The 17,184-nt window shown below is 40.9% G+C and carries 17 protein-coding genes; 9 read left to right on the top strand and 8 right to left on the bottom strand.

Annotation, left to right across the window (positions count from 1 at the left end; all coding sequences use genetic code 11):
• Window positions 1-25: 25 nt before the first annotated feature.
• On the top strand, window positions 26-646 hold the full coding sequence (locus V7K15_RS19960) for a hypothetical protein (RefSeq protein ID WP_334907976.1): 621 nt from the start codon (window positions 26-28) through the stop codon (window positions 644-646).
• A 90-nt stretch (window positions 647-736) separates the two neighbouring features.
• Here the strand turns inward: V7K15_RS19960 and V7K15_RS19955 are convergent, their stop codons facing one another.
• Window positions 737-1,936, bottom strand: coding sequence for a Coenzyme F420 hydrogenase/dehydrogenase, beta subunit C-terminal domain (locus V7K15_RS19955; RefSeq protein WP_334907974.1), 1,200 nt, complete (start codon window positions 1,934-1,936; stop codon window positions 737-739).
• Window positions 1,937-2,043: 107 nt separating this feature from the next.
• On the opposite strand from V7K15_RS19955, the gene V7K15_RS19950 reads away from it, so the two are divergent.
• Entirely contained in the window at window positions 2,044-2,175 is a 132-nt protein-coding gene (locus V7K15_RS19950; protein WP_334907972.1) for a type II toxin-antitoxin system HicB family antitoxin, read from the top strand.
• A 382-nt stretch (window positions 2,176-2,557) separates the two neighbouring features.
• On the opposite strand, the gene V7K15_RS19945 is transcribed toward V7K15_RS19950, so the two are convergent.
• Window positions 2,558-3,259 (bottom strand): Abi family protein, encoded by a 702-nt coding sequence (locus V7K15_RS19945; RefSeq protein WP_334907970.1) that lies wholly within the window; start codon window positions 3,257-3,259, stop codon window positions 2,558-2,560.
• Between the two features lie 152 nt (window positions 3,260-3,411).
• Here V7K15_RS19945 and V7K15_RS19940 point away from each other — a divergent pair, with 152 nt between their 5' ends.
• The 4 genes from V7K15_RS19940 (at window position 3,412) to V7K15_RS19925 (ending at window position 8,267) form a co-directional block, all read left to right on the top strand.
• Window positions 3,412-4,191: a WD40 repeat domain-containing protein gene (locus V7K15_RS19940; protein ID WP_334907968.1), complete on the top strand. Its 780-nt coding sequence runs from the start codon at window positions 3,412-3,414 to the stop codon at window positions 4,189-4,191.
• Between the two features lie 561 nt (window positions 4,192-4,752).
• Window positions 4,753-6,207 (top strand): glycoside hydrolase 100 family protein, encoded by a 1,455-nt coding sequence (locus tag V7K15_RS19935; protein WP_334908079.1) that lies wholly within the window; start codon window positions 4,753-4,755, stop codon window positions 6,205-6,207.
• Between the two features lie 77 nt (window positions 6,208-6,284).
• On the top strand, window positions 6,285-7,787 hold the full coding sequence (locus V7K15_RS19930) for a 16S rRNA (cytosine(967)-C(5))-methyltransferase (protein WP_334907966.1): 1,503 nt from the start codon (window positions 6,285-6,287) through the stop codon (window positions 7,785-7,787).
• A 57-nt stretch (window positions 7,788-7,844) separates the two neighbouring features.
• The gene (locus V7K15_RS19925) at window positions 7,845-8,267 is read left to right on the top strand and encodes a tellurite resistance TerB family protein (RefSeq protein WP_334907964.1); all 423 of its coding nucleotides are present in this window, start codon (window positions 7,845-7,847) and stop codon (window positions 8,265-8,267) included.
• Between the two features lie 107 nt (window positions 8,268-8,374).
• Here V7K15_RS19925 and psb35 read toward each other — a convergent pair whose 3' ends face one another.
• Together psb35 and V7K15_RS19915 are read right to left on the bottom strand one after the other, a co-directional pair.
• Window positions 8,375-8,605, bottom strand: coding sequence for a photosystem II assembly protein Psb35 (gene psb35 / locus V7K15_RS19920; RefSeq protein WP_334907962.1), 231 nt, complete (start codon window positions 8,603-8,605; stop codon window positions 8,375-8,377).
• A 230-nt stretch (window positions 8,606-8,835) separates the two neighbouring features.
• Window positions 8,836-11,115 carry a transglycosylase domain-containing protein gene (locus V7K15_RS19915; protein WP_334907960.1) on the bottom strand — a complete coding sequence of 760 codons (2,280 nt, stop codon included), beginning with the start codon at window positions 11,113-11,115 and terminating at the stop codon, window positions 8,836-8,838.
• A 400-nt stretch (window positions 11,116-11,515) separates the two neighbouring features.
• On the opposite strand from V7K15_RS19915, the gene folK reads away from it, so the two are divergent.
• From folK to V7K15_RS19900, 3 genes are all read left to right on the top strand, one after another.
• Window positions 11,516-12,031 (top strand): 2-amino-4-hydroxy-6-hydroxymethyldihydropteridine diphosphokinase, encoded by a 516-nt coding sequence (gene folK / locus V7K15_RS19910; protein ID WP_334908077.1) that lies wholly within the window; start codon window positions 11,516-11,518, stop codon window positions 12,029-12,031.
• A gap of 68 nt (window positions 12,032-12,099) precedes the next feature.
• Entirely contained in the window at window positions 12,100-12,648 is a 549-nt protein-coding gene (locus V7K15_RS19905) for an NUDIX hydrolase (RefSeq protein WP_334907959.1), read from the top strand.
• A 211-nt stretch (window positions 12,649-12,859) separates the two neighbouring features.
• Window positions 12,860-13,132, top strand: a complete 273-nt coding sequence (locus V7K15_RS19900) for a hypothetical protein (RefSeq protein WP_334907957.1) — start codon at window positions 12,860-12,862, stop codon at window positions 13,130-13,132.
• Between the two features lie 243 nt (window positions 13,133-13,375).
• Here the strand turns inward: V7K15_RS19900 and V7K15_RS19895 are convergent, their stop codons facing one another.
• The 4 genes from V7K15_RS19895 to V7K15_RS19880 form a co-directional block, all read right to left on the bottom strand.
• The gene (locus tag V7K15_RS19895) at window positions 13,376-13,870 is read right to left on the bottom strand and encodes a DUF6174 domain-containing protein (protein WP_334907955.1); all 495 of its coding nucleotides are present in this window, start codon (window positions 13,868-13,870) and stop codon (window positions 13,376-13,378) included.
• Window positions 13,871-14,151: 281 nt separating this feature from the next.
• A complete protein-coding gene (locus V7K15_RS19890) occupies window positions 14,152-14,943 on the bottom strand; it encodes a phosphatase PAP2 family protein (RefSeq protein WP_334907953.1) in 792 nt (263 codons plus the stop codon).
• A 36-nt stretch (window positions 14,944-14,979) separates the two neighbouring features.
• On the bottom strand, window positions 14,980-16,221 hold the full coding sequence (locus V7K15_RS19885; protein ID WP_334907951.1) for a hypothetical protein: 1,242 nt from the start codon (window positions 16,219-16,221) through the stop codon (window positions 14,980-14,982).
• Window positions 16,222-16,437: 216 nt separating this feature from the next.
• Window positions 16,438-17,172 (bottom strand): redoxin family protein, encoded by a 735-nt coding sequence (locus V7K15_RS19880; RefSeq protein WP_334907949.1) that lies wholly within the window; start codon window positions 17,170-17,172, stop codon window positions 16,438-16,440.
• Window positions 17,173-17,184 lie beyond the last annotated feature (12 nt).

Genomic DNA, 17,184 nt, shown 5'->3' with positions numbered 1-17,184 from the left:
AGGGGATGTCACTCGTAAACACTTGATGTCCTATAGAGAGTTTTCTTTAAGAAAAGTAAAACAAGATTTTAATCTCACTCTAGTAGAAGGTGGGCGATTTTTACCTGCTATAGAATCAATCTCACCTAGTCCTCTGCTGGCTGAATTTTTAGCAGAAAGTATCCAGCTAGCAATTGCAATGGGTTCTGAGAAAGCTAGATCAGAATTGATTATCAGCCCAATATTGTTTGAAGTCCGAAAAATACTCAACAGACAAATCAGTTTTTTTTCTGGAGAAGAATTTAATGTTGAACCAGAAGTTGGCTTGGCGGGATTTTGCGACTTTCTGATTAGCCTTTCGCCAGAACAGTTATTTATTGAAGCCCCAGCAGTGGTGATAGTGGAAGCCAAGAAGGAAAATCTCAAAGGTGGTTTAGGACAATGTATCGCTGAAATGATCGCTGCCCAAAGGTTTAATTCTAAATACGAAAAACCGATTGCTACTATCTACGGTAGTGTTACTAGTGGTAACTTGTGGACGTTCCTAAAGTTAGAGGACAGCACTGTAACTATTGATTTAACTGAATATTTAATTCCCCCAGTAGAGCCAATTTTAGGTATTTTGGTGTGGATGATTCAGTCACAATCAGCTTCTGATTGTTGTTAATTTACAAGAAACTTTTAGTATCTAAGTTTGCCACTAGACAAAAAAGCCTGCAAAAGCAGGCTCAGATATATTTCACAAAAACGCGAAACACTACTCTGGTAACTTATATTGCTCAACAATACGCTTGGCAAACTCTGGAACGTGCGCTTCTAATTTCTCTGGATGATTCCGCTTTACATACAAATAATTCCGAGTAAAGTGAGAATCAATCGAAAACCGCGCATATTCTAAACCCTTGGGGCCGATTTTTTCGATCACCACACCCATCAGTTTTGCTGCCCACATGGGGAGGGTAACGCCTTTATCGTAAGCGGGAATGCTTTGCTGTACAGCTTCCTTACGGTTGCCTTTAGACATTACTGGCTGGGTGTCTAACTGGTCTTTGACCAAATCCAGCATTTCCTTACCTGTGTTATTTCTGACTACAATCCACTGCCAGCCGAAGGGTGCGCCCATGTAGCCAACGACTAAATCTGCTAGAGAGTTGACGTAATCAAAGCAACTCATACAGGATGGGGCAAAGACATCTTTGAGTTGGTTTGTTTTCAAGCCAAAGAAAGGTACTGTTTCTGATGAGCCATCCTCATGTTTGAAGTGAACCCGGAAGTCTTGCATGAATTCGTAATGCACAACTGTATCAGGCGATCGGCTGGTGGTTTCTAAGAATTTTTGCAGCCCGGCGCGGTTAACATTATCTACGCAGGGCGTACCCAAAACATACAGCTTTTCTAAGCCAAGTTGTTTTTCTACAGCTCGTAATGCCTGGATTTGGCAACCAACACCAATTACTAATAGCCGCTTCATCCCCGATTTTTCTATCTGTTCCAACACGGAAAGGTTCGGGGAAAGTGTAGGTTTATTTACCCGTGCTGCTAGTATTTCTTCTGGGGTTCGGGCGATGATAGGCATGGGTTGAAAGCGGTCTTCTTTGGTGTTTTGCACACAGACGACACCTTCAACTAAGCCGCGATTGAGCATTTCAATGGCAATGCTGCTAACAATTCCCGTCCATTGTGCGCCTTGGATTGGTTGCTGTTTCCGCGCTGCTATCATGTCTTGGTGAACACCAAAGTAGAGTTCATCAGGGTTGTCGAGATGGCGCGATCGCGTATGCGTTTCTGCTTCAAGTTCGCCTATTTGCTGATTAATAAAAGCGCAGGCTTCCTTGACATAGTGAATATAGTATGTATCACATAGTCCGCACTCGCTACAGAGTTCTTTCGCAGGGCGGCGGCTGGTAGGTTTTAAGGCTCTGGCTTTTTTGTGCTTGCTAGAATCAACTGAAGTCATATAAATTTTTTGTTTTATTCAGGAATCGCTTTTATTACAATACCTTTACTGGCTATGAACTTCACGATATAGATTGAAAAAGAAGAGGATGGACGCAATAAGCTGAAGTGATTGGTTTTCCTGGTGTACTGGCTTATGGGCAGACACAAGAAGAAGCAGTTGCTAGAGTTCAAGCATTAGCTCTGCGTGTATTGGCTGATAAGCTGGAACATGGGGAAGTAATGCACACCAGCACCTAGCGCCAGTGCAGCCCAAAAATTTGATGTTTTTAAGCAAATCGGCATCTTTTTAGGATTAACTTTATAATTTATCTGAGTACAAATTTGGTAAATACTAATGTTGCAATCTATTGAAGGAGTATATAAGAACGGCAAGATAAGCTGTCGCGTCTTTAATTTTCCAGAGTGTTATCGTTGCAACAAGGGTTTCAAACCATAAAAAATGCAAGTTATACGCACGACAGCTTACAACTCTCAGAATTACCATCTAATGTATCAGAAAGCCGTGTTATTGTCACTTTTATAGAACCAAAAAAATCTCAAGCTCAAAAGCAGATAATGCGGTTTGGTATGTTTTCTGGAAATAAACAATCAACAAAAAAAGATTTTCCAATTAGTGAATTTAATGAAGATACGGAAGATTTTTATTTCGATAAACCTTCATTTGTTTAAGTAGTGTCGATGTACTTTGATATATTTGTGGAAATCGGTCATATTCTCTAAGCCAAGCACTAACTTTTGGATTAATCCAATTCAGAAAACAATGAATATAACTATGTATATTATTCAGTTGCAGGTAATTCCAAATTGGTTCATGGTGAAAAGTTCGGTTACGTAACCAATGTATATTTTTTATTTTTGGTCGTATTTGTTTAATATTTAGATCCGAGGATTTAGCATATTTGAATATTTGTTTACAAAAAGGACGCCATATCGGAATTTCATAATATTTTTTCTCTATTAAGCTTTTCCAAAATCCAAAACTGAGTTCTGGAATTAATTGATTTAAGTTATGATGAGTGCATTTTTTAAGAGCAGTATTAACACTGCCCTGGTCGAAACTCTCTAATTGAATTTTTCCGTTACATAACCAATTATTCCCATGTTTAACTGATAATACATTGCTGATTGTATTACGTAGGGCAATCTCTAAAGTATGTAGACTTGGATACAGTGCCTCGCAAAGTTGAGTATTGATCTGGCATATTCTGATGGCATCGCCGTGATTACTATTGGCAGCGCTAAGATATGGTTTCATACGTGCGGCTGAAAAATTCATCACAATATCTTTTAGCTCATCATCTGTTAGTTTAGGCTGAGGCATTGACAACTCTTATAATATTCGCTATATTATATTACGTAGACACCAGAACATCCTATGTCTCGTATAACCGAGTTATGACCCTGGCGTATAGAAATTGAATTGTGATTGTCTTTTTTAAAGAAACCCCCTAAATCTATAAGGTTTAGGGGGTTTTGTTATATGACAAATCAGAATTTGTTACCGCTAAACCTTCTACTCCCAATATTGAAGCAGAAAGAATATCTCTGATAACCCGGCTACCTGAAACCTGGAGATGTGTACGCGCACTCAAGGGTCACTTAGGGGCAGTTAATGCGATCGCAATCAGTCCTGATGGTACTACCTTGGTTAGTGGCAGTGATGACAGACAAGTTTATCTGTGGAACTTGAAAACAGGAAAATGGCTTTACACCTTCTCTGGACAAGCAGAGGCCGTTTTATCTGTTGCTATCAGCCCTGATGGACAGCAAATCGCAAGTGGTAGTGTCGATTGCAAAATCAGCAATTGGCAGATTGACACAAGAAAATTTCACCGGACATTATTTTATTTAAACTCTCCCTACAGTCATAATGGCTTTGTTAACTCGGTAGCCTACAGTCCTGATGGGGCAATTCTTGCTAGTGGTGCTGCTGATAAGACCATTAGAATTTGGGGACGCAACACGGGAACAATAAAACTCACCTTGAATGGACACTCAGATGCAGTTTTGTCTGTTACCATCAGTCCCGATGGTAAAATCCTTGCAAGTGGTAGCGCTGATCAAACTATTAGGCTTTGGGATGTCAAAACTTGGCAACAGCGCTACATTCTCACCAAACATTTGGGAGCAGTGAATACACTTGCCATCAGTCTTAACAGTCAAACTCTTATTAGTGGTAGCACAGATGCCACAATAAAACTGTGGAATATATTAACTTTGATAAATAAGTTACCAACTAAATTAAACTGGTAGGACAATCTCCGATGACAAGCTACTCTCATTAGGGTAAAATATATAACTCTTCAGAAGTATTGATATCTCAAATTTTTCAAGCATTCATCTTGCATATTCTGATAAAAAGTTATAAATTATTAGATTATGGGGGAATAATCTGACATCTTAGTGTCAAAAACTAATCCTGCTCAAGTAAATATACTGCAACCAGTTTTAACTTCACGCAAACCCTAAACAGTACTGAAGATATGTTTTTGTTTGGTAAAGCAAAGATTCCAGACATGAAAGGGAATAATAAATAATCTAAAAATATATCTTGTGTGACTGTTTTGAACAATCATCTTACTGCTTGCGTTGAAGAACAACAAAATTAACCAAAAGAGTAATCGATTATAAACAAATTAATTAACAATAAAGCTGCATAATTGTCAGCAGGTTTATTCATTGTTAGTTGATTAATGTTTCTCTCAATTATATTTGCTATTCAAAGAATCGTTTTTGCTATGCTGAGAGGAGCAAAAATAATAAATGAAGACGCATCTACCGCAAATTCACAACCCTTATGGAGTTATTCTGGCGATGCACCCAAACGAATTGGAAACTACTGAAAATTTAAAAGAAGTGGAAGAAGCGTGGCTAGCTTTAGAAAAGTCAATTCTCTACTATCAAGGACGCCCGGTTGGGACGGTAGCCGCTTATGATGCATCTGTAGAGGCACTCAATTATGATCAGTGCTTTGTCCGGGATTTTGTCTCTTCAGGTCTAATTTTTCTAATCAAAGGTAGAACAGATATTGTTCGCAATTTCTTAGAAGAAACCTTAAAGTTACAGCCTAAAGAAAGAGCATTAGATGCATATAAGCCGGGACGAGGATTAATCCCAGCTAGCTTTAAAGTTGTATCAGAAAATGGGCAAGAATATTTAGAAGCAGATTTTGGTGAACATGCGATCGCTAGAGTTACACCCGTAGATTCTTGCCTATGGTGGATTATTTTGTTACGTGCTTATGTAGTCGCTACAGATGATTTTTCTCTAGCCTATAAACCTGAATTCCAAAATGGTATCAGGTTAATCATGGAAATCTGCTTGGCGAATCGTTTTGATATGTACCCAACGCTGTTGGTTCCAGATGGTGCTTGTATGATTGACCGTCGTATGGGCATTTATGGGCATCCTTTAGAACTACAAGTTCTTTTTTACACAGCATTGCGTGCATCTCGTGAACTGCTAATTTGTCAAGGAAATTCCGATATTGTTGAAGCGATTGATAATCGGTTGCCTCTTTTATGCGCTCATATTCGCCAGCATTATTGGATAGATATTAATCGCTTGAATGCAATTTATCGCTTCAAAAGTGAAGAATATGGCAAGGGTGCTGTTAATTTGTTCAACATATATGTAGATTCTGTTCCCTATTATGAATTAGATAAGTGGCTGCCCAAAAAAGGTGGTTATCTAGCAGGTAATGTCGGTCCGTCGCAGTTAGATACTCGCTTCTTTTCACTCGGAAATTTAATGGCAATCATTTCAGACTTAGCCACCGAAGAACAGTCACAAGCGATTATGACTCTGATTGAGGAACGATGGGATGACTTGGTGGGAGATATGCCAATGAAAATTTGTTTCCCAGCTTTGCAAAATGAAGAGTACAGAATTGTAACTGGATGTGACCCCAAAAATATACCCTGGTCGTATCATAATGCTGGTAGTTGGCCAGTTTTAATGTGGATGTTGGCTGCGGCGGCTGTAAAAACTAATAAAACAAGTCTGGCACAAAAGGCTATTGAAGTTGCTCGACCACGCCTGATTGCAGATGAATGGCCAGAATATTACGATGGCAAGAAAGGGCGACTGATTGGGAAACAAGCTAGGAAATATCAAACTTGGACAATTACTGGGTTCTTATTAGCAAAAGAACTGATAGCAAACCACAGTTATTTACCATTAATCAGCTTTGGAAAATTACCAGCAGAACAAGTTTCTAGAGCGTGTGAGTTTGAAATCGCCACTGTAGACCCGTATTTGACTCGATAGGAAATTAGAGACGCGATTAATCGCGTCTGTACAGGAGTTAGAATACAAAAGCCTTCTGACTCCTGATTCTTGTTTCCATGACAAACCCCCGTCAACTAGCTTTTATCGCCTTGCGAGATGTTCACAAGGGCGCTTATGCTGATGTTGCCCTAGATAGAGTGCTGCAAAAAGTTAATTTGGCTGATTGCGATCGCCGCTTGGTGACAGAATTGGTTTATGGGAGTGTCAGAAGGCAGCGCACTCTTGATACTCTCATTGATCAACTCGCTAAAAAGAAATCTGATCAACAACCACAAGACCTCCGCACTATCTTACATCTGGGCTTCTATCAACTGCGCTATCAAGAGCGTATTCCGGCTTCAGCTGCTGTTAATACCACTGTCCAACTCGCTAAAGAAAACGGTTTTTCTGGACTCACAGGTTTTGTTAACGGTTTATTACGCCAGTACATCCGCCTTGCAGAGAAGATAAAAACAGATCCGTTACGACTCCCAGAAAACCCAGTGGAACCCTCTGACTTTTCACGGGATCTGGAAAACCTCTCTCCAAACCTCTCCCCTAAAAGGGGAGAGGCTTTGAATTCTCCCCCTTCCCTACAAGGGAAGGGGGTTGGGGGGTTAGGTTCAGTTCCAGATGAGGTGAAAAGTCAGGTGGAACGTTTGGGCATTTTACACAGCTTTCCTGACTGGATGATTCAAGTTTGGTTAGAACAATTGGGTTTGACCGAGACAGAACAACTGTGTGAATGGATGAACCAATCACCAACAATTGACTTACGAATCAACCCACTTTGCACTTCAATTGAAGAAGTTGAGGCGGCTTTACAATCTGCTGGTATTTTGGTGAGACGCGTTCCTCATTTACCCCAAGCTTTACGATTGATTGGTAGTGCTGGGTCAATTCAAAAACTACCGGGTTTCAAAGAGGGTTGGTGGACTGTACAAGATAGTAGCGCTCAATTGGTAGGTCATTTACTTGACCCCCAACCAGGTGAGGTGGTAATTGATGCCTGTGCTGCACCAGGCGGTAAAACAACCCACATCGCTGAATTAATGGCAGATAAAGGGAAAATTTGGGCTTGCGATCGCACTCCTTCTCGTCTTCGCAAACTTCAAGAAAATTCTCAACGGCTGAATTTACAATCTATTCAAATTTGCACTGGCGACAGTCGTCATTTTAGCCAATTTCAAAACACCGCAGACCGCGTATTACTCGATGCTCCATGTTCTGGTTTGGGAACCATGCACCGTCATGCTGATGCGCGTTGGCGACAGACACCAGAATCTGTCCGGGAACTTTCGGTGCTGCAAAAGGAATTATTAACACATACATCTACTTTTGTCAAGCTTGGTGGTGTACTAGTTTATGCCACCTGTACATTGCATCCAGCAGAAAATGAACAAGTGATTTCGGCATTTTTAGCTGAGTCACCTGATTGGCAAATTGAGTCTCCCAAAGGTCTTGAGTTTGCTGATTCTGCTTATACCACGCCTCAAGGTTGGTTTAAAGTTTGGCCCCATCGACAGGATATGGATGGCTTTTTTATGGTGCGCTTAAGAAAAACCAATAATTCCGCGTGAATACTGTTTGGGATTGTACGATTTTGTGGAGGACTGAATCTACCAGAGGAGTCAGTAATGGTTTCCCCTTCCAATGTAAAAAACTTAGTTAAGATCCTGATTGGAGCAGCCTGGATTGATGGCAAAATCCAGCCAGAAGAACGGCAATATCTGCGCGAAATAGCTCAAGCAAAGGGTTTGGCTAACGATCCAGAAATTAAGCCTTGGCTGTACGAATTAGTTCCTGTAGAGCCAAAAGAGTGCTATGACTGGGTGCGGGAGTATTTAGGCGATCGCCCCAGCCTTGAAGATTGCGAAAATCTGATTGAAGCCATCAGTGGCTTAATTTATAGCGATGGTGAAGTTGCGGTCGAAGAAGCCAGACTCCTGACCAAATTGCAGGATATAGCGAAGCCGAATGACTCAGATCAATCAGATCACAATTTGCTTCTTAAACAAATTCAAAAGCTTTACCGCCGTTGGGTTGAAGTGCAAAACTAACACTTAGTTATGAGTTGACAAGACGCGAAGAATCGCGTCTTTAGATGATTTTTAAGTTTGGTTATTAAACTCAGCACGGGCTAAACCCTAGCTATCCGCTAACATCACTACTTTGACTTCGGTTCACCTAGACCCGGAGTTTCTTCTTTATCAACTTTCGGCACAAAATCAGGACGCTCTTTGCTTTCCCAACCTGCGGGGCGTTTCGAGTTGTACCAAGCTATTGAACCAATGGTGACAGCAGCAATAAAACCAACGACATATACCAAGGTGAAAGCCAAGGGAAAATGAGGAGCAGCATCTATAGCTGGTGCTGCTACTTGCATCAATAAATCCATGAGTATATTCTCCAAGATTATTCAACAGTATTAAATACACTATATATAAGATGAGCGTATCACCTAACATCCCCCCGGAGTTTAGTTTGAGCAACTTAATATTGCATGGGAAAGAGCAGGGGGGAAAATTCAAAGTCTCTCTCCTTTTAGGAGAGAGATTTAGAGAGAGGTTTTCCAGATACCGTGAAAAGTCAGAACCTTGATTGTCATTTTGAATTTTGAAATTGTTATTACTGAGGAGGTCTAAGCCTATCCCGCCAGGATGGTTGTGGTGATGAAGAACCTGAAGAACCGGAACTATTTGCCGGAGGCGACTCTCGCCGAGTTCTTTGAGGCGAGGGAGAATCAGATTCGACTCTTCTAGTTCGCCGCCGTGGAGTAGATGATTCTGAAGAGGAGTTACTGGAACTTGATTCTTCGCTGCGTAGGCGTAGCCCGCCGTAGGCATCGCGCCTTCTCCGTCTTGGGGTAGAATCACCAGATTGCTGTTCATCTTCAGAATAGCTCCTCCTGCTTCTACGTCTTTTGGATGAGCCGCTATCCTCAGAATTAGAATTTCTCGAACTTTCCCCTTCTGAGTCATCATCAGAGTGAATAGAACGATTCAGGATTTGTTTAGGCTTGATGGCCTGGGCTTTAATGGTGCCTTTACGGTCTTCTAAGTTTGGTCGTTTAGGAAACTTTTCTACAGGCATCCCCTCTGCCGCTTTTTCCATAAATTCGTGCCAAGTGTAAGCCGCACTGCCACTACTGCCGTCTGTGGGGTGGTTATCATCGTTACCTAGCCAGACTCCTGTCACCATCTGGGGAATGTAGCCAATAAACCATAAATCGCGGGCTTCATCGGAGGTGCCGGTTTTGCCAGCAACCGGTCTATTACCTAATTGAGCAGCAGCACCAGTCCCCTCTTCGACGACGTTGCGTAGCATCCAAGTCATGATGGCGGCACTATCAGCGTCAAGGGCGCGTTGAGACTTGAAATTAGCTGACCAGATAACTTTGCCTTGACGGTTGATGATCCGGCTAATACCATGAGGCTCTGTATGCAATCCTTGAGTTGCAAAACTGCCATAAGCGCTGGTCAATTCCAGGAGATTCACTTCATTCGAGCCGAGTGCTAACGAGTAGGTGGGCTTGAGTTCAGATTTTATCCCCATATCATGGGCAAGTTTAATCGTTGGCGTAAATCCCACATCAATCAACACCTTTACCGCAATAATATTAACTGAGCGGGTGAGGGCATCGCGGATGTTCATTGAACCGTGGAAGTTTTCACTATAATTTTTCGGTTCATAGCCGTCTACAACAAAGGGTGCATCCTCGTAACTATCGTAGGGGCTTTTACCGCTAGCGATCGCAGTCGCATAGACAAACCCTTTAAATGTCGATCCTGGCTGCCGTTGTGCCTGAGTAACGTGATTAAACTGGTTATTACCAAAGTCTTTCCCCCCAACCATTGCTTTAATTTCACCGTTCCGGGGGTCAATGGCCACCATTGCTGCTTGCTTAAAGTTTTCCCAGCGTCCTTGATTTCGCAGTGTTTTAGCTACTGCCTCGTCTGCCACCTTCTGCCAAGTTGGGTTTAGTGTGGTTTCCACTACTAGACCTCCGCTTTTTAGCACATCCGGGGAAACGTACTTCGGCAATTCTTTTTGGATGTAGCTGGTAAAGTAGGGTGATTCTGCTTGCATTCGCTTAGGCAAACTGCTTTTGAGGGTGAGTGGCTCCTGAAGCGCTGCCTGCCTTTGCTCTGCTGTAATAACTCCATCTTCTTGCATCCGTTGCAATACCAAGTCGCGCCGCCGTTTTGCCGCTACTGGATTCTTGTCTGGGGCATATAAGCTGGGGGCGGGAGCTAATCCAGCAATCGTTGCCATTTGGGCTAAAGAAAGCTGATCTGGTGATTTACTGAAATATACCCAGGCTGCATCTGCCACACCATAAGCTCCATCTCCCAAATAAACCAGATTTAGGTAACGCTCTAAAATCTGATCTTTGGTTAATACTTGCTCCATTTTTTGGGCAAGGCGGACTTCCTTGAGTTTGCGCCAGATTGTCTGTTCTTGTTTCAAAAACAGAATCCGCGTTAGCTGTTGAGTAATGGTGCTACCACCTTCTACCACACCTTGCGATCGCAAATTACTCAAACCCGCTCTGACAATCCCTTGCGGATCAACTCCATTATGTTGTTTAAATCTTCTATCTTCTGAGGCGATAAAAGCTTTTTTTAAATTATCTGGTATTTGTTCCAGCTTTAGCTGTTCTCTGGTCGCTTCACCTTGTTGTTTTAATATGGTGCCATCAGCAGCTTTGATGGTCAGTGTTTGCTCTCTCAACACGGCATTCAACTCCGCCTGATCCGGCAAAGTCCGATCTATTAAACTGATGCCGTAGATCAAGGCAACTATCCCACCACTTACACCCAAACCTGCCCAAAACCATAAGCGACGATAGAGTGGTTTACCGCCAGTTGACTGATTGGACTTAATCCTAGATGGGAAAATTTTCATTTTGCTCGGTAACTGCCTCGCCTGCGCCAGATGTGTTGGTGGTTAGCTGCTCTCATTCGTTCCTCCTTGTCCAGAGTCACACAAATTAGTTGGTCTTCGCTTGAACCAGGAGGTAAGCTTCCCCACGTCAGTTCCTCGCTCAAAGTAGTAAAAACTATCTAACGCACCATCAATCAACTTTGGGGTTAGGGTACTACCATTCTGTTAGTATAATATCCTATAAATAATTAACTAAATTCACCATAAAATAATGTTTTTTAGATTTAGTGAATTTAATTTTGTAAAAATACTGTAATTATGATAAATATTTGGAAGATAAAAACTATTGACATTTTATACAACAGGTACAGCAAAGTATCCGCCAAGACAGCCCGAAAACAGCTTACTTAAGGAGGGTGCAATGCCTACTCCTGGCTACTCCGAAGCAAAGTCCAGACGAAGCGCCCTTTCCCTTGGTAGTAATATCGGCGATTCACAGACAATTTTAGAAGCAGCTATCGAGACTTTAGCCCAAACCCCAGGTATTCTCTTAGAAGCCAGATCCAATTGGTATCAAACTAAAGCCGTCGGACCACCACAGCCAGATTACCTAAATGGCTGCGTCACATTGCAGGTAGAAATATTACCCCAGCAGTTATTAGAAATTTTGTTAGGAATTGAGCAACAATTTGGGCGTGTGCGTCAGGAACGCTGGGGGCCACGAACCCTGGATTTAGATTTGTTATTATATGATGACTTAATTTTGGATACACCAAACCTCCAGATTCCCCACCCACGAATGCGCGATCGAGCTTTTGTATTAGTACCACTGGCAGAAATTGCCCCAGATTGGATAGAACCAGTTTCTCGGTGTGTTATTAAAGAACTGCTGAACCAAGTAGACTGTTCTGAGGTACATTTATGGATGGGCAATTAAAAATACCATCCTTAAATCTAAAAGAACGCTGATTTCACCTCAGTATTCACAGATAATCAGATTTTACTATGCCATTAGGTAGAGAATTAGCACAACTGCTAAAGCAACGCTTGTTTTATAAAGGACGCAAGTTTGATTTTGAAGTAAATCGCTTGCGTTTGCCGAATAAATCGGAAGGAGAATGGGAATGTATTCGTCATCCTGGTGGTGCTTTAGCAGTGCCGGTGACGCCAGAGGGTAAACTTGTACTCGTGCGCCAGTATCGTTTTGCAATTCAGGGACGGATATTAGAATTTCCGGCGGGAACTGTAGAACCAAATGAAGAACCTTTAGAGACAATACAGCGTGAAATTGCCGAAGAAACTGGCTATAGTGCCCAAAAATGGGACAAACTAGGCGAATTTTTCCTAGCTCCTGGCTATTCTGATGAGATTATCTATGCTTTTCTAGCACGAGATTTGTCAAAGCTGGAGACACCGCCACCACAAGATAAAGACGAAGATATCGAAACTGTGTTTTTGACTCCCGAAGAATTAGAGAAAGCTATTTTGGAAGGAGAACAGGTAGATGCTAAATCAATATCTAGCTTTTTTCTGGCGCGTCCGTTTTTAGTTTAATACCAATATATGATATTATTAGGGGTTTTAAAAATGCTGATGAGATGATCGTTAACAGCGATTTGAGTCGATACGTTGAACATTTCCGTCATCGACTCATCTCTAGCCCTTGAGAATCTTATATAAAGCAAAAAACCGCTCACTATGAACAAAAGCTTTAGTATTGGAGTTCAAAAATAGGAAATTTCGGCTGAGGCATCTTAAGAGAAAAATGACAGATTTAACTCCAAATAGCACATTTTTAATAGCAGGAATTGTTTTTATAACGATTGCTGTAATTGGGCAATCTAAATTAGGTTTTATTGAAATTAATCCCGGTTGCTTTGGGAGATTTTTGGCTCTATTTATCGGTATTTCGAGCCTATTATATGCTTTGGGATTACTCAATCTTTCAGCCGAAACCCTTGACTTATTAAGAACTTCTCTGACAGAACAAATTAAACAGAGTATAAGTTCAATTAATGACCTTTTTCAAGGCTCGTAATTTATTTTTGGGTGTATTTCAATACTTTTACTCAAACCTAACCCCCCAGCCCTTTCCCTATTAGGGAATCTACGGTGTATACACAAGTCTTTGATGAGGCAATTTACGGTTAAGTCTCATTGCCCCTGAGAAACCTCACCCTGGTTTTGCATAGCAAAACCTGTCTCTCTCCTTATTAAGGAGAGGGATTAAAGATTTGTATCGCCAGTTAGCTTGTAATGTTGAGTGGTTAGTCCTATATATTTAGTTGATTTTTTGCAGATTCTTAATTGTGAAGAAGATTTCATCATCAGCTATTCGACTATCATAATCAATATTAATTTGAGTTGGGTAGCCGATTATCGGATCGTATTGTACAGTCAGATTTGCCGCTTTCCGAATCAGCGCATTTCTAATGATATTAAAGAGTTTAGGAATAGTATTGTATTTTTGAAACAATTGTGAATCTACTGGTTTACCAGTCTCTTTAGAAGTGATAGAAGTTGTGACACCATTCCGTACTTCAATAATCACTAGTTCTGTGGCTTTGGGTAAACAATAGCAACTTCTAGTGAATTCATAGCGATAGTTAGGGATCCTTTGCAGTCTCCATAATCGGTAATTAATCTTAAATTGTTCAAAGGCGAAACTAGTAAATCCTGGTGTTTGCGCTACCTGTATAGGAGGTTGAGACATTACAGGTGCATTCAAACCCAAAGATGCCACTAAAATGGCACTAATTGCGATTGGCAAGCGCATATAAATCCATCCTTAAGTCCAATTTCTCACTTTAACGTGCTTCAATGTGATTGCCAAAACAATGAAATTATTTGTGACACTCACTTTTGTGGTAGTACAGATTTTCCATTCGTTTCGCTACTAGCCCTATTAATGAAGAGGAGAAATGAACGCGATCTTGTGTCCATAATTTGTATATGTAAATCTATCTTATTAGTGAAGGACAATTTATCATTAAAATCTTTTCGTGTTTCCGTGTCTGTGCGTCAGCCTAAATAATAAGTTTTTAAGCGGACATAATATCACTCCTCAGTTATCAACTTTCTTTCTTCAGGTAGTAAGGTAGTTTCATCTTCAGGGCGATCGCCAGAGACGTTGGCGCAGCGATCGCCATCTACAGATTTGGTTTTAGTTTCATACGGTTTGATAATTAGACTGACACCAATTGTCCAACCTAATGCAACCATCCAACCCGCGAGAATGTCACTAGGAAAATGAACCCCCAGATAGAGACGACACCACGCAATAGCTATTATGTATAAGCTGCCGAAGATCAGAAGCAACCAGCGCCAAGAGCTAGCCCAAGTTAAGAATAGCAAAATTGCTACCAGTGTTACACTCGTCATGGCATGAGCGCTGGGAAATGCAAAACTAGACTCAGGTGCAATGGACTGCCACAATTGCGGACGCACTCTATGCATTAATTCCTTTGCTGTGCGGTTGATGATTACACTTCCGACTGAGGCGGTGAGTAAATAAGCTAGCGATCGCCAGCGTTTTTGAAGTAGTAATATGAGTGCGATCGCACCTAAAATCGGTATGGCCGTCCAAGGCAACCCAACTCTCGCTAGCGTCACGGCTAAAACATCCAGTTCTGGGTTTGCTGTAGAATGAACTGCTAGCAGAATCGGCACATCCCACGGAAAGCCAGCTTGATTTTCCCATACCTTCACTGTCAGGATTTCAAAGACCTGCAAAGGTAAATATACACCTATCAAGAGGAATAATAGCGATCGCCAACGCGCAATCAACAGGTTTTTGAGAAAAGAAAGAGGCGACTGACTCTCTTTATTGGCTGTTTTCGTTTTTTCCATATCTAAGTTAAAAATACTGATAAACGACTCCACTGATTACAAATTGCTGGAAGCTTGAGAAGTTCCACAATGTTTACAATACGACAAATGTTTATAAGTAAGATTATGACAGTTTTGACATTCAATGTACTGATAATAACCGCAGTGCGGACAGTAAGTATCAAGATGTCGAATTTTTTTGGCACAATTGACACAGCATGATTTTTGAACTCTGCTAGCTGCTTGGAGTTTAGCATTAAAGACAAATTTTTGAAAAAGCTGGATAATTCCAAAACCAATAATTGGAATCAGTAAGATATAAACATAATTGATCAGGAAAAGTAAACCAACAAAAATGACGCTAATGATATCAAATATAAATTTAAATATTGCACCTATTTGAAGGAACTCAAATATTTTAATTATGAGTGGGATAAAAAAGATAACTAGCAAATGCCAGCTAATTAGCGAGATGAGTCCATATCCTCTTCCTTGAGCAAATTTGTGAACTGATAAGGCAATGAGAATCAATGGGAGAAGAAAGAGGCACTGAAAACCAAGCTGGATACTTGGATACCAAAATAACGCCTTTTGATAGCCTTTATCAACTTCCCGGAATTGATTGTCATCTTTAAGAAAGGCTATAAAACTAATACTTTCCGGTTTGGTAAGCAGTTCATTTTTAAGAGTATAATTTTCCTGTTTAAGGGTAGAAATTTGGCGATTATTTTGTTCTAATGCCTGTTTAGCTTTTTCAGCACTGACTTGATTAATTGATTGTTGACGATCCTGACCGGCAATTTTTTCTAAAAGCGTTGAGTCATATTGGGCTTTAATAGTGCGATCGTCTTCTTCAAGCCTACTGATTTTCGCTTGTTTCTGATCAATAGTTTTGACGATTTGCTGCTTTTCAGGATTGTTAATCTTATCTTTGTAATCGGCATATTGCAAGCAAGTTTTAGAAACCTTACCCAGATGTCCTGCTTCGACTTGTTGATAATTTTGCTGAAAACTGAGTTGATACTTCGGGTTATTTGGGAACGAAAGTCTAACAATTTCATAGTCTTTATCTTTAGTGGTTTTTGTCCGGTAATCTTGCCACTCTGAATAACATGGATAAGCCATGTTCGGGCTGAGATACCATCTGCTTATATCATCCAGTCCCGTAAAAACATTAATCAAGATAAAAATATCAATTAAAATAATGACAATCAAACTCACTTTATTCAGTGGTTCGTTGTTGATTGTCCTTGATTTACTAAAAAATTGACTCAAAAGACGGCGGATTCTGGCAAACATATTTTATTTTAAATAAATGGAAATTTAATCCGAATCAATTTTATATCATCAGTACTTAGTAACTGGGCAAAAATACATTTCCTTATCTAAAGATTTGTTAACTGCTGACTTTTGAGAAAAAAGATCCCCGACTTATTTGACAAGTCGGGGAGATGTGGCTAGGCTGCGGTAAAAAATACCATGACTTTGGTAACGGCTGTGCGCTCCAACTAAAACCTATTTAGCAGCAAAGTAGGCTTCTAGTGCCTCAGAACCACCAATTAATTTACCATCGATAAACACTTGGGGAACTGTTGTCGCACCTGTAACTGCTCGTAAAGAGCGTGTGGTGATATCCTTACCCAAGGTAATTTCTTCGTAGTTAATGCCATTTTCCTTGAGCATCGCCTTCGCACGCGCACAGAAAGGACAACCGACTTTCGCAAACAGAGAAACTACTTCGGGCTTCACTGCTTGGGGGTTGATGTATGTGAGCATTGTTTCAGCATCGGACACCTTAAAAGGATCTCCTGGCTCATCTGGCTCAATAAACATCTGGTTAATTACACCATCTTTCACCAGCATAGAATAGCGCCACGATCGCTTCCCAAACCCCAAGTCTGATTTATCTACTAGCATACCCATGCCTTCAGTAAATTCACCATTACCATCGGGAATTAGTCTAATATTTTCTGCCTCTTGATCCTTTGCCCATTCGTTCATTACAAAGGCATCATTCACAGAAATACAGATAATGTCATCGACACCATTTTCTTTGAAAATCTTAGCTAATTCGTTGTAACCAGGGAGATGAGTTGATGAACAAGTTGGAGTATAAGCACCTGGTAAAGAGAAGACAACTACTGTCTTATCAGCAAATAAATCATCGGTTGTCACATCCCTCCAGTCGTTGTTATTGCGAGTATGGAAAGTGACATTGGGTACTTTTTGCCCTTTGCGATCGGGGAACATAATTTTGCTTGC

It is taken from the genome of Nostoc sp. (assembly GCF_036919815.1).
Classification (GTDB): Bacteria; Cyanobacteriota; Cyanobacteriia; order Cyanobacteriales; family Nostocaceae; genus Nostoc.
Note: the sequence above shows the minus strand (reverse complement) of the source record. Positions and strands in the feature narration are given on the sequence as shown.